The 12,380-nt window shown below is 72.5% G+C and carries 10 protein-coding genes; 8 read left to right on the top strand and 2 right to left on the bottom strand.

Going from position 1 to position 12,380, the window contains the following annotated elements:
* Window positions 1–92 precede the first annotated feature (92 nt).
* From OHT74_RS08440 to recQ, 3 genes are all read left to right on the top strand, one after another.
* Window positions 93–1,286 carry an acyltransferase family protein gene (locus OHT74_RS08440; RefSeq protein WP_328619895.1) on the top strand — a complete coding sequence of 398 codons (1,194 nt, stop codon included), beginning with the start codon at window positions 93–95 and terminating at the stop codon, window positions 1,284–1,286.
* A gap of 159 nt (window positions 1,287–1,445) precedes the next feature.
* Entirely contained in the window at window positions 1,446–1,817 is a 372-nt protein-coding gene (locus OHT74_RS08435; RefSeq protein ID WP_328619894.1) for an RICIN domain-containing protein, read from the top strand.
* A gap of 139 nt (window positions 1,818–1,956) precedes the next feature.
* Window positions 1,957–3,945, top strand: a complete 1,989-nt coding sequence (gene recQ, locus OHT74_RS08430) for a DNA helicase RecQ (protein WP_328619893.1) — start codon at window positions 1,957–1,959, stop codon at window positions 3,943–3,945.
* A 31-nt stretch (window positions 3,946–3,976) separates the two neighbouring features.
* On the opposite strand, the gene OHT74_RS08425 is transcribed toward recQ, so the two are convergent.
* On the bottom strand, window positions 3,977–4,891 hold the full coding sequence (locus tag OHT74_RS08425; protein ID WP_328619892.1) for a hypothetical protein: 915 nt from the start codon (window positions 4,889–4,891) through the stop codon (window positions 3,977–3,979).
* A gap of 166 nt (window positions 4,892–5,057) precedes the next feature.
* On the opposite strand from OHT74_RS08425, the gene OHT74_RS08420 reads away from it, so the two are divergent.
* Genes OHT74_RS08420 through OHT74_RS08405 form a run of 4 tightly spaced genes read left to right on the top strand, consistent with a single transcriptional unit; the run spans window position 5,058 to window position 8,955 of the window.
* Window positions 5,058–5,654: a DUF4255 domain-containing protein gene (locus tag OHT74_RS08420; protein WP_266662165.1), complete on the top strand. Its 597-nt coding sequence runs from the start codon at window positions 5,058–5,060 to the stop codon at window positions 5,652–5,654.
* Window positions 5,651–6,556 (top strand): hypothetical protein, encoded by a 906-nt coding sequence (locus tag OHT74_RS08415; RefSeq protein ID WP_328619891.1) that lies wholly within the window; start codon window positions 5,651–5,653, stop codon window positions 6,554–6,556. Before OHT74_RS08420 ends, OHT74_RS08415 begins: the two co-directional genes overlap by 4 nt.
* Window positions 6,557–6,579: 23 nt before the next feature.
* Window positions 6,580–8,454 carry a phage tail sheath family protein gene (locus tag OHT74_RS08410; protein ID WP_266662161.1) on the top strand — a complete coding sequence of 625 codons (1,875 nt, stop codon included), beginning with the start codon at window positions 6,580–6,582 and terminating at the stop codon, window positions 8,452–8,454.
* 45 nt (window positions 8,455–8,499) lie between these two features.
* On the top strand, window positions 8,500–8,955 hold the full coding sequence (locus OHT74_RS08405) for a phage tail protein (RefSeq protein WP_030155191.1): 456 nt from the start codon (window positions 8,500–8,502) through the stop codon (window positions 8,953–8,955).
* A gap of 50 nt (window positions 8,956–9,005) precedes the next feature.
* On the opposite strand, the gene OHT74_RS08400 is transcribed toward OHT74_RS08405, so the two are convergent.
* On the bottom strand, window positions 9,006–10,211 hold the full coding sequence (locus OHT74_RS08400) for an RNA-guided endonuclease InsQ/TnpB family protein (protein WP_328619890.1): 1,206 nt from the start codon (window positions 10,209–10,211) through the stop codon (window positions 9,006–9,008).
* Between the two features lie 143 nt (window positions 10,212–10,354).
* Between OHT74_RS08400 and OHT74_RS08395 the strand changes: the two genes are divergently transcribed.
* The gene (locus OHT74_RS08395) at window positions 10,355–12,376 is read left to right on the top strand and encodes a phage tail sheath subtilisin-like domain-containing protein (protein ID WP_328619889.1); all 2,022 of its coding nucleotides are present in this window, start codon (window positions 10,355–10,357) and stop codon (window positions 12,374–12,376) included.
* The last annotated feature ends 4 nt before the right edge of the window (window positions 12,377–12,380 follow it).

Here is a 12,380-nt window from a genome sequence, read left to right as displayed (position 1 = left end):
TCATGGGTGCACGCAGCGTCGATACCATCACGGGGCTCCATACCCCCGAACCGTATCGGTGTCGCGGACACCGCAAGACTTCCAGAGGCTTCATGTCCGACACGCCCGTCCTTGCCGAGGACCGCGTCCCGGCGCCCGCCAGGGCTCCGCAGGCAGCCCCCGACTCCGCCCGGCGTCGCCGGAAGGTGTGGTCGAGGGGCGGCGGTGCCGGGCGGGCGGCCGGTGAGGCGAAGTCCGCGCGGGCGCCGCGCATTGCCGTGCTGGACGGGCTGCGGCTGCTGGCGGCGCTGTCGGTGGTCCTGTTCCACTACCTGGCCGGCACCGGGACGATCCCGTGGCAGCGGACGTCGGTCGAGCTGTTCCCCACGCTGCACCGGGTCGCCGGGTTCGGCTGGCTGGGCGTGGTCTTCTTCTTCATGATCAGCGGGTTCGTCATCTGCATGTCCGCCTGGGGCAAGTCGCTCCAGCAGTTCTGGCAGGGCCGGATCCTGCGGCTGTTCCCGCTCTACTGGGCGGCGGTCGTGCTCGCCTCGGCGGTCGCCCGTCTGGGCCCGCACACCCCGGGAGAGCAGCGGGTCACCGTCGGGCGGATGCTCACCAACCTGACGATGCTGCAGGAACCCCTCGGCGTGAACGGCATCGACAACGTCTACTGGACGCTCTGGGTCGAGCTGCGTTTCTACCTGATCTTCTCGCTGGTCGTCCTGCTGGGCACCAGCCACCGCCGGGTCGCGAACTTCTGCTGGCTCTGGGCGCTGGGCTCGGTCCTGGCCCCGGCGTCGGGCATCAAGCTGCTCGACCAGCTCCTGGTGCCCGCGTGGGCGCCCTTCTTCATCGCCGGCATGGCCTTCTACCTGATCCGCCGGGCGGGCCGCATCGAGGGCGAGACCCTGGGCATCCTGGCGCTGTCCTGGCTGCTGATGCAGCACTGGCTCCCGGCGATCATGGAGGGCGAGGGACACGGCATCAACTGGAAGGTCTGCCTCGCCGCGATCACCGCGATGTACCTGCTGATGGGCCTGATCGCCCTCGGGAAACTCGACTGGATCCAGTGGCGCTGGCTGCCCGTCGCGGGCGCCATCTCCTACCCGCTCTACCTCGTGCACCAGTCGCTGGGCGTGCGCGTGATCTGGCGATGGAACGAGCAGTGGGGCGCATGGCCGACCCTGCTCGGAGTGATCGCAGGCGCAGTGCTGATCGCCTGGCTGCTGTACCGCCTGGTGGAACGGCCCCTCGTCCCGCTGCTCCGCCGCCTGATCGCCCCGGCCACGCCGACATCCCGGTGATCCTCGTCGGACAACCCGACGGCCACACCACAACCCCACGCCACTCGACAGCGCCCGGCAGGCACACCGCTCCCTGCCGGGCGCAGGTGTTTCTCACGCCTGAAAAATGGCCGATTATCAACCATTGATTTCGCAAAACCGCTGCAACCATGCTGACCAGTGGCACAACTCGGCACTGCCGCCACGGAAACTCGTACCGAAGCCATCGCCGCGCGCGTCGACGACCTTGCCGACTGGGTACGGCAGATCCGCCTCACCACCGCCTCGGTCCAGAACGCCAACAGCAACCGCTGCCTGTACGTCGGCTGGCGTACGCCCGACAACAACGCCCCCGCCCTGCAGGCCGACTGTGCCCCGGAGTACGCCGACCAGCTGTGGAAGTTCGAGCCGGTCGCCGGTGGCGGTTACCAGATCCGCAACACACACAACAGCCGCTGCCTCGTGGTGTCGTGGCGCACCCCGGAGTCGGGCGCGCCCGTCACCCAGATCGACTGTGACCCGCAGTACGCCGACCAGGTCTGGAAGCTCTGACACCACCACGGAGGTCACCCTCGCGGACCGAGGGTGACCTTCGTGACCTCCGTGACCTTCCGTGATCTGCCGCACACCGCCCACCGGCCTTCCGGCGGAAGCGGCCGGGTGTGTCGGTGGAGGTCGCTAGGCTTCTGGGATGAGCCTTGTCGACGCGCCCACCGAGACCCCCGATGCCCTGCAGGTGCTGCACCGCGTCTTCGGATACGACTCCTTCCGCGGCGAGCAGCAGCAGATCATCGAGCACGTGGCCGGCGGCGGTGACGCGCTGGTGCTCATGCCGACCGGCGGCGGCAAATCGCTCTGCTACCAGATCCCGGCGCTGGTCAGAGACGGTACGGGCGTGGTGATCTCGCCGCTGATCGCGCTCATGCAGGACCAGGTGGACGCCCTGACCGCCCTCGGGGTGCGGGCCGGGTTCCTCAACTCGACCCAGGACCCGTACGAGCGGCAGGCCGTCGAGCAGGCCTTCCTCGCCGGTGAGCTGGACCTGCTGTACCTGGCCCCCGAGCGGCTGCGCACCGAGGGCACGCAGCGGCTGCTCGACCGGGGCACGGTGTCGCTCTTCGCGATCGACGAGGCGCACTGCGTGGCCCAGTGGGGCCACGACTTCCGGCCCGACTACCTCGCGCTGTCCATGCTGCACGAGCGCTGGCCCAAGGTGCCGCGGATCGCGCTGACCGCGACGGCCACCGAGGCCACGCACGCCGAGATCGCGGCCCGCCTGGGCCTGGCCGAGGGCGACGCCCGGCACTTCGTGGCCAGCTTCGACCGGCCCAACATCCAGTACCGGATCGCCCCCAAGAACAACCCGACCCGGCAGCTGCTGGAGCTGATCCGCACCGAGCACGAAGGCGACGCCGGGGTCGTCTACTGCCTGTCGCGGGCCTCCGTGGAGAAGACGGCCGCGTTCCTGGTGGAGAACGGCATCGACGCGGTCGCGTACCACGCGGGCATGGACTCCCGTACGCGCGCGGCGAACCAGGCGCGCTTCCTGCGGGAGGACGGGGTCGTGGTCGTGGCCACGATCGCGTTCGGCATGGGCATCGACAAGCCGGACGTGCGGTTCGTGGCGCATCTGGACCTGCCCAAGTCGGTCGAGGGCTACTACCAGGAGACCGGCCGCGCAGGCCGCGACGGCGAGCCGGCCACGGCCTGGCTCGCGTACGGCCTCCAGGACGTGGTGCAGCAGCGCAAGATGATCGAGGGCTCCGAGGGCGACGAGACGCACCGCCGCTCCCTGGCCGCGCACCTCGACGCGATGCTCGCGCTCTGCGAGACGGTCGAGTGCCGCCGGGTGCGGCTGCTGGCGTACTTCGGGCAGGCGGCCGCCGGGCCGTGCGGCAACTGCGACACCTGTCTGACGCCCGCCGAGTCCTGGGACGGCACGGTCGCCGCGCAGAAGCTGATGTCCACGGTGTGGCGGCTGGCGAAGGAACGGCGGCAGAAGTTCGGCGCCGGCCAGATCATCGACATCCTCCAGGGCAAGAAGACGGCCAAGGTCATCCAGTTCGACCACGACGCGCTGTCGGTCTTCGGGATCGGCGCGGACCTGAGCACCGCGGAATGGCGCGGGGTCGTACGGCAGCTGCTGGCCTCGGGGCTGCTGGCGGTCGAGGGGGAGTACGGGACGCTGGTGCTCACGGACGCCAGCGGCGAGGTGCTGGGCGGCCGCCGCAGCGTTCCGATGCGCAAGGAGGCGGCGCCGGCCGCGGCGTCCCGCAGGTCGTCCGGTTCGGGCTCCGGCTCCGGGAAGGCCGCCCGCGTTCCGGTCGACCTGCCGGCGGCGGCCGTGCCGGTCTTCGAGGCCCTGCGCGCCTGGCGGGCGGCGACCGCGCGCGAGCAGGGCGTCCCGGCGTACGTGGTCTTCCACGACGCGACGCTGCGGGAGATCGCGACCCGGACGCCCGCCACGGTGGAGGAGCTGGGCACGATCAGCGGCGTCGGCGAGGCGAAGCTCGCCAAGTACGCCGAGGGGATCCTCGACACCCTGGCCGGGACCGGCGGTACCGCCGAGCCCGCGTCCGCGCCCTCCCAGGCACCGCCGGAGCCTGCGGCCCCGCATGCCGACGAGGAACCGCCCTTCGACTTCGACGACACGGACCCGCCCTGGGACGACTGGGAGTAGCCGGGCCACAGGCCGGGGGAGGGCCCGAGGACTACGCCGCGTCGTCGGTGCGGTCCTCGTCCGGGTCCTCCTCCTCGGCCCCGTCGGGGTGCGCGGCGCACGGGGGGCACAGGCGCGCGTACTCCGCCATCACCTCCTCGACCGTCTCCCTCTGCTTGCGCTCGCACGCCTTCTTGCGCGATTCCTCCTTGCAGACGAGCTCGGCGCGGGCGCCCTCCAGTACGGCGATCGCCTGCCAGCCCTTGAGCACGCACAGCAGCGCCTTGCACAGGCAGTCGACGAACTCGGAGACCGTCTCGAAGCCCCGCCAAGCCTCCGCGATGCGGCGCAGCAGCACCAGCAGGCGCGCGTAGAGGCGTACGACGTCCTTGCCCAGGACCGCGTCGCAGACGTCCGCCAGCAGCTGGGCCGCCTCCGTCTTGATCTTCGCCGCGCGTTCGGGCAGCGCCGTCAGCTCGCCGTCCAGGTCGGTGAAGCAGGCCGCGGCCTTCACGGTGTCCGCCGTGTACCGGGCGATGCGCGCCGAGAGCGTCGCGACCGTGTCGTCCCTGCCGACCGTGTCGTCGAACTCGCACCCGCAGTCGTCCACGCAGCAGCCCCAACCGCCCTGGCACCTGCGGATGTCGTCGAAGACCTTGTCGACGGCCTGCTGCAGACAGTGGCGCTGCTCGTGCGTGACCCGGCAGCGGATCTGCTCGCGGACCTTGCCGAGCGTCGCCGCCGCCTCGTCCAGATCGGTCTTCGCGGCCAGCCGCGCCTTCGTGTACTGGGTTCGGGCGCTGTTGAACTTCTCCTGGAACTCCCGCAGCTGGGGCAGGTGTTCCTGGGTGACCTCGGCCCGGCGCTGGATGCCCGCGGCGACGCAGGCGAGTTCGTCGATCGCGCCGGGATCGCAGCCGCCGCCTGTGCTGGTGCCGGCCGGGTGGTGGTGCGGGGTGCTGCTCATGGTGGGCTCTCCTGGGTGAGGGGGCAGGCGCCCCCGAGTGTGGGCCGGGCGGTGTCACCGGCTCGTCGCCCGGCCATCGCCGGGGGCTCGCGGCCCGGCCGTCACCGGCGCCCGGCCTCGGGGGCCCGCAACGCCCCCGTGACGGGAGGGGCCGCAGCATCGGCCCATGGCTGGATACCGGGCACTCGCCGCCGTGGGGCGCAGCGTCGTCGCGCTGCTCAACCGGCGCTTCGCCGACGAGATCCCGGCGGGGCGCCGCCCGGAGGCCGTCCTCGCCGGGCCCGTCGACTTCGACAAGGTGGACACCCCGGGCTCCGTCATCCGCAACCCGGCGGTGTCCGTCTACTGCTACCGGCTGAGCATCGACCGCGAGACCCGGCCCGCGCTGGCGGCGATGGCGGCCCAGGACGGGCTGCCCCGGCTGCCGCTGCGGATGCACCTGATGATCGCCGCCTGGGACCAGTTCGTGGAGGCCGAGCTCGAATGGCTGGGGCTGGTCGCCCGCGTCCTGGAGAGCGAGGGCCTGCTCACCGGGCCCCTGCTGCACCCCAGCGGGGACTGGCTCGCCGGGGACTCGGTGCAGATCGTCCCCGACGAGCTGGCGATGGACTCGATGAGCGAGGCCTTCCAGGCGATGACCACCGACTACCGGCTCTGCCTGCCGTACGTCGCCCGGGTCATCCGGATCGACGGGCCGGCCGGGCCGGCTCCGGGCGAGGTCACCGTCGTCACCGCCGGGACGGCGCCGGAGCCGCGCCGATGACGCCGGGCGCGCCGATGACCCCCGGCGGGCCGGCCGGGCGGATCACCGTGGAGGCCGGCCGGGTCGACGTACTGCACCGGCTCGCGCTGGCCGTCCGGCCCCTCGACGCCAGGAGCCGCGCCGCCGCCGGGCCGGGGCTGCGCGTGGGGTACGAGGACCACCCGGTCCCCGGGCGCCGACAGCGCGGGGAGGACCTCGTCCGGCCCCTCGAAGGGCACGGCGCCACCGGGTTCGTGCTGCGCCACGCCACCGCGGGCAGCCTCCCCGCCGCCGTCACCGTTCGTGTCGACGACCCCGCGCGCCGCTGGATCCCGCGCCGTTTCTCCGTACCGCTGTGGACCCGCGCGGAACTCTCCGGCTCCGACGAGCAACCGCCCACCGCACCCCATGTCCGCGCCGACGCCCGCCTGTTGATCCCCTGGCTGCTGCCCGGCCCCGGTCACCCCGTACCGCAGGGCACGACCGGCCTCCGGTTCCGCGTCACGCGCCCCGACGCCGCCTCCACCCCCGTGCGCTGGCCCCGGGTGGACGCCTTCGGGCCCGGCGGCGTCCCGCTCGGCTGGGCCCACGGCGACGAGCACGGCCAGGTGCTGCTGCTGATCGACGGGGTCGGGGTGCTCCCGTACCCGGCGCCCTCACAGTTCCCCGTCGCGCTGCGCACGCATGCCCCCGACCCGGTGGCCGCCCCCCAGGCGGATGCGCCTGCCGATCCGCTGTCCGGCCTCGTCGCCGAGCCGGTCGTCCGCAGCGCCAACCCGCCCCGCCCGCAGGACCTCGACAACGAGGTGCTGCGCGGTACCTCCCGCCCCGCCGGGTACCGCACCGCCGCCGCGGACACCGTCCGCACCCTCACCGTCGGCCGGGTGGTCCGCGCCGCCGACCTGCCGCACACCCCCGCCTGACCCGTGACCGAGGAGACCCGTACATGCCCGAGTACCTGACCCCCGGCGTCTACGTCGAGGAGACCAGCTTCCGCTCACGGTCCATCGAGGGCGTGCCGACCAGCACGTTCGCCATGGCGGGGCGGACCGCGTACGGACCCGTGCCGTACATCCTGCCGGGCGGTCCCACCGTGCTGCCCGGACCGGCGCTGGTCACCAGCTTCACCGAGTACGAACGGGCCTTCGGCGGGCTGAAGATCGGCGAGGACGACTGCCAACTCGCCCTCGCCGCACGCGCCTTCTTCGCCAACGGCGGGCGCCGGCTCTACGTGTCCCGGGTCTTCCCGTTCGTGCGTACGAGTGCCGCCGAGGACGCACCGCCCGCCGTCGACGCCAACTTCGCCTCCCTGGCCGTCCCCGCGCAGGGCACCCCGCTGCTGTACTGGCGGGCCCGCTGGCCGGGCTCGGCGGGCGCCAGGATCTCCGTCGCGGTGACGTTCCGGCGCGGCAAGAACATCCTCGTCGCCGGCGGCGACGGAACGCCCCGGCTCACCGGGGTGCAGCAGGGCGCCGCCGTGGAGGTCGTCCAGCTGAGCGGCGGGGCGGTGCCGTCCCCCTCCGACGACACACCGCCGGTGCCCGACAAGGTCAGGACCGTCATCCGGCGCGCCGACGGAGTCCTCGGATATCTGAAGGGCCAGGCCGACTTCGAGCCCGTTGCGGCCGGAACCGCCGCCTTCCACCTGACGCTCGCCGTCACCGTGCGCCTGGACGACCGCGTCGACGTCTACAACGAGCTCGAGCTCGACGACCGGCACCCGCGCTCGGTGGGCCGCGTACTCCAGGCCGCCGACCCGGCCGACGAGTTCTCCCTCGTCTGGCTGGACACCGTGAAGCCCGCGGCCGGAGCGCCCCCGCCGGGCCCCGGCGCCCGGCTCGACGCCCTCCTGTCCCTCGGGCAGCCCGGCGTCCACCTGGTCCACGGCGGCGACGGGCTCGAACTGTCGGCGCAGGACCTGGGCGGCAAGGAGGCCAACCCGGACAGCCTCACCGACCCCGCGCGCGGCCTCGGCGCGCTCGCCGAGATCGACGACATCGCCATCGTCGCCCTCCCGGACACCGTCACCCTGGATCCCGGTGCACAGAAGACCGCGGTGGACCTCCTCATCGGACACTGCGAGCGGCTGCGCTACCGGATGGCGATCGTCGACCCGCCCCGCGACAGCTCGATCTCCGAAGTGCGCCGGTTCCGCGCCCAGTTCGACACCAAGTACGCCGCCCTCTACTACCCGTGGGTCCGGATCACCGACCCGGGCCGCCGCCCCGACCCGGGCGCACCGCCGCCCGTCCTGGAGGTGCCGCCCTCCGGGTACGTCGCCGGCATCTACGCCCGCAGCGACGTCGAGCGCGGTGTGCACAAGGCCCCGGCCAACGAAGTCCTCCTCGGCATCAACGACTTCACCGCGAACGTGACCTACGACCGGCAGGCCGTCCTCAACCCGGAGGGCATCAACGCCCTGCGCTTCTTCGAGGGCCGGGCCCGGCGCGTGTGGGGCGCCCGGACGATGAGCTCGGACCCGGAGTGGAAGTACGTCAACGTGCGCAGGCTCTTCATCTACCTGGAGCACTCCATCGAGAAGTCCACCCAGTGGGCGGTGTTCGAGCCGAACAACGAGCGGCTGTGGGCCTCCGTCCGGCAGACCGTCGAGGACTTCCTGATCGCCGTCTGGCGGACCGGCGCCCTGCTCGGCACCAAGCCCGAGGAGGCCTTCTTCGTCCGCTGCGACCGCACCACCATGACCCAGAACGACCTCGACAACGGGCGGCTGATCTGCCTGATCGGCGTGGCACCCACCTACCCCGCCGAGTTCGTCGTGTTCCGCATCGGACAGTTCACGGCCGACGCGCAGCGCAGCTGACCCCGGCACCGACACCGACGGGCCCAGGAGAGCGGGAGACACCCCATGGCCACGCGCAACAACCCCTACGGAGCCTTCAACTTCCTCGTCAAACTCGGTGACACCGGAGGCGAGGACCAGATCGCCGGCGGCTTCTCCGACTTCAGCGGAGCCGGCAACGAGGTGAAGTTCTCCGAGTACCGCAACGGCAACGACCCCGAGAACCACGTCCGGAAGATCGCCAACACCAATACGACGAACGACGTCACCCTCAAACGCGGAATCATCGGCGACCTGCGCCTCTTCAACTGGATCAAGGCCACCCGCGAGGGCGCGTACGACGCCCGCACCGTGACCGTCACCCTGCACGACGAGGGACGCCAACCGGTCTGCGCCTGGGTGCTGCGCGCCGCCCAGCCCAAGAAGTGGGTCGGCCCCACCCTCACGGGCAAGGGCGGCGGAGAGGTCGCGATGGAGGAGCTCCACCTCGTCGCCGAGCGCATCGACTTCCAATCCCTTTGAAACCTCCCCGCCCTGAAGGGCGGGGATTCCTAGCTCACTTTGCCTGACCCCTAGCAGGGGGCGGGTCTTACAAGATCAGCACTAGCCGGGTTGAGACCAGCCCGGACGAGCATCACGCGGGCGGAGTTCTTGTCCCTGGGAGACGAGACTCCGCATGCGGTGCACGTGTACGTCCTTTCGGAAAGGGGAAGTGCGTGCTTGGTTCTCGCTCCGCACTGTGCGCAGTCCATGGTGGTGTGCGGGGGGTGCACGAGGTGCAGATTCCGGCCGTGCTTGCGGGCCTGCTCGATCAGGGCCGACTTCGTGGCACTGATCGCGGCGTCGGCCGCCTTGCGGGCCATGGTGGACTTCGCGAGGAAGCGCGGCCGGAAGTCTTCCACGGCGAGGTGGTCGAAGTCCCGGACGATCGTCTTGGCCCACTTTCGGCCGGTGTCCTGCCGCTGACGGGCGATCTTCTTCGACACCTTCGCCGCAGCCTTCCGGGCCTTGCGGTAGCCGACGGTGTCGGGCCGGTTCCTGGGCGTCGCGCGGCGGGCCATCATCCGCTGGTAGCGGGCGAGCCTGGCGGTGGCGGTCCTGCCGTGCTCGGCGTGCGGGAGGTCATGGGCGTCGGAGGTGGTGGTAGCGGTCTCCTTCACGCCCCAGTCCACACCGACCACCGCTCCGGTCACCGGCAGCGGCTGCCTCTCGGCCGTCACGACGAACGACGCGTACCAGTGCCCGAGGCTGTCTCGGTACACACGCACGCTGGTGGGGGCGGATGGCAGGTCACGCGACCAAACGACCGACAGCACGGTCCCGCCCGCCAGGTGCAGACGACCGTGCTTGATCGAGAACCCGCGCCGCGTGTAGTTCAGCGACGGCGAGGCCTCCCGCTTCCGCTTGATCCGGGGCATTCCGGCCCGCTGCCGCATCGGCAGCCTCGCCCTGATGTCTTTCATCGCCTTGGCACGGGACTTCGCGAAGTCCCGGATGGTCTGCTGCTGTGGTACCGAAGCACCCTCACGCAGCCAGGCCATCGACCGACGGGCCTCGGTCAGCATCTTGTCGAGCTGCGCCGGACCGCACGTGATCTTCTGCTCGGCGTCCTTGTTGACGGCGTGGACCTTGCGGGACATCGCCACGCACTCGTTCCACACCCACCGGCACCGCGCCCAATCGGCTTCAAGCCGGGTCAGCGCGGTCGACGAGACGCGCAGCCGGTACGTGTACCGGGCGCGCCCGGTCACGTCATCGGCCAGTGGTGTCGTCGCCATGATCGCAACCTAACAGCCGCCACTGACAACGGAAGAGAGTGCAGGTCAGGGCAGACATGCAGAGAACTCCGCCGCTTCGTGGCTCCGCTCCAAGGACCCATTCCTCCCCGGCCTGAAGGCCGGGACGTGCTGGGAGAAATCAGGTGACCCCCGCCGGATTCGCCGGACTGCGCCTGGGGGCGCCCGGGGTGTACCGCGATGCGCGTCGGCCGCCGCCTTCCTTCCGGCCGGTGCGCCTGGACATCGCCGGGTTCGCCGGTGTGGCACCCCGCGGGCCCGTCGACGAGCCGGTCGCCGTCGACCGCTGGACCGACTACCAGCGGTACTTCGGCGGCTTCGAGGGGCCCGGGCTGCTGCCCTACGCGGTACGGGCCTTCTTCGCCCAGGGCGGTGTACGGGCCCATGTCCTGCGGGTGGCGCCGCTCCCGCGGGCCCCGCATCCCGCCGCGGAGGAGGCCTGCGCCCTGCACCGGGTCACGCTGGCCCGCGCGGACGCACCCGGCGCCGACCCCGGCAGCGGGACGCCCTGCGAAATCGGGCTGCGCGCCCGGAACGAGGGAGGCTGGGGCGGGCTGCTCTCGGTGCGCTGGGAGTTCACCGGCGCCGGGCAGTTCGAGGCCGCCGTGACCGGCCGGGACCTGGCCCTGCCCGAGGGGCGCACCCCGCCGGCCGGTTCCGTGCTGCGCGTGCGGGGCGCCGGGCTGCCGGCCGCCGGGAGCTTCTTCCGCATCCTCGAACTGGCCGAGCGCCAGGACGCGTCCGGGCAGCGCAGCCGGGTCGCGGTCCTCGACCGGCCGCCGGGCGGTGGAATCGGCCTCGGCCTCGGCCGCAGCGCCCGGCCGCCGACCGTCGAGGCCGAGCTCGTCACCGCCACCGTCACCGTGGCCGACGGCGACCCCGCCCACCCCCGCCGGGAGCGGTTCGCGGAGCTCGGGCTGGGCCCCGCGCACCCCCGGTACGCCGCCGCCGTACTGGCCGCCGAATCCCTGCTGGTGGCCCCCGACGGGACGTGGCCCCCGGCACTGCTCCCGCCGGACGCCTTCCTCGGCTCCGCCCTCTCCCGGCCCGTCCGCCCGGGCGCCGACCGCTACGGGGGCATCGGCGCCGACAGCTTCCAGGGGCCGGTCCCCGTCGAACTGCTGCCCGTCGGCGGCGCCGAGAGCATCGAGGACCCCGGATCCTCCGGGGCCGTCGGCATGGACCGGATGGCCCTCGTCCCCGAGGTCGCGCTGCTCTGCGTACCCGATCTGCTGTGGCAGTACGGCGAGGCCCTCCCCACCACCGAGACCCCGCCGCGGGACGTCGGCGCCCGCTTCGCGCCCTGCCCGCCGGCGCCCGCGCCCATGACCCTGCACCCGGCACGCCCGCGCGGCCTGCTCCTGGACGCCGCCCAGCTGCCCGAGATCCTGCGGCGCCAGCAGCGGCTCGTCGCCCTGGCGGAGCGACAACGGCGGTTCGTCGCCCTCCTCGACGTGCCGCCGGGGCTTCCCGTCCGCGCCGTCGCCCGCTGGCGGGCCGCCTTCGACAGCACGTACGCCGCCGCGTACCACCCCTGGCTCGGGGTCGTCGCGCCCGACGACCCGGAGCGCAGGGCGGTGCACGTCCCGCCCTCCGGGTTCGCCGCCGGGATCATCGCCGAGCGCGAGCGGAGCCTCGGACTGCCCTGGGGCCCGGCCAACGTCCTGGCCGCCGGCGCCGTGACCGCGGTGCAGCGGCTCGGCGACGCCGACTGCGACGAGCTGCACCTGCTCGGCATCGACGTGTTCCGCGCCGAACGCGACGGCTACCGGCTCGCCTCGGCCCGCACCCTCTCCCGGGACCCCGACTACGTGCAGCTCGGCGTGCGCCGGCTGATGACCATGCTGCGGCTCGTCCTGGACCGGCAGGCGCAGGGGCTGGCCTTCGAACCCCACACCCCGCAGCTGCGCGAGGAACTGCGCGGAGCCGTCGTCCGGCTGCTGCGCGGGCTGTACCGGAGCGGCGCGTTCGCGGGCGACAGCGAGGACGAGGCCTTCTTCGTACGCTGCGACGAGCGCCTCAACCCCGGCTGGTCCCAAGGGCTCGGACGGCTGGTCGCCGAGATCGGCGTGGCCCCCGCGCACCCCCTGGAATACCTCGTCCTGCGGATCGCACAGGACGCCGACGGCGCCGTGGCGGTGACATGAGGTG

This window comes from Streptomyces sp. NBC_00354, from assembly GCF_036106915.1.
In the GTDB taxonomy this organism is placed as follows: Bacteria; Actinomycetota; Actinomycetes; order Streptomycetales; family Streptomycetaceae; genus Streptomyces.
This window is presented reverse-complemented; position numbering and strand designations above follow the sequence as displayed.

Excerpts from the sequence above, each read along its gene's own strand:
- recQ (WP_328619893.1), top strand. The coding sequence starts at position 1,957 with ATGAGCCTTGTCGACGCGCCCACCGAGACCCCCGATGCCCTGCAGGTG.
- OHT74_RS08400 (WP_328619890.1), bottom strand. The coding sequence starts at position 10,211 with ATGGCGACGACACCACTGGCCGATGACGTGACCGGGCGCGCCCGGTAC.
- OHT74_RS08440 (WP_328619895.1), top strand. The coding sequence starts at position 93 with ATGTCCGACACGCCCGTCCTTGCCGAGGACCGCGTCCCGGCGCCCGCC.
- OHT74_RS08420 (WP_266662165.1), top strand. The coding sequence starts at position 5,058 with ATGGCTGGATACCGGGCACTCGCCGCCGTGGGGCGCAGCGTCGTCGCG.
- OHT74_RS08425 (WP_328619892.1), bottom strand. The coding sequence starts at position 4,891 with ATGAGCAGCACCCCGCACCACCACCCGGCCGGCACCAGCACAGGCGGC.
- OHT74_RS08415 (WP_328619891.1), top strand. The coding sequence starts at position 5,651 with ATGACGCCGGGCGCGCCGATGACCCCCGGCGGGCCGGCCGGGCGGATC.
- OHT74_RS08410 (WP_266662161.1), top strand. The coding sequence starts at position 6,580 with ATGCCCGAGTACCTGACCCCCGGCGTCTACGTCGAGGAGACCAGCTTC.
- OHT74_RS08405 (WP_030155191.1), top strand. The coding sequence starts at position 8,500 with ATGGCCACGCGCAACAACCCCTACGGAGCCTTCAACTTCCTCGTCAAA.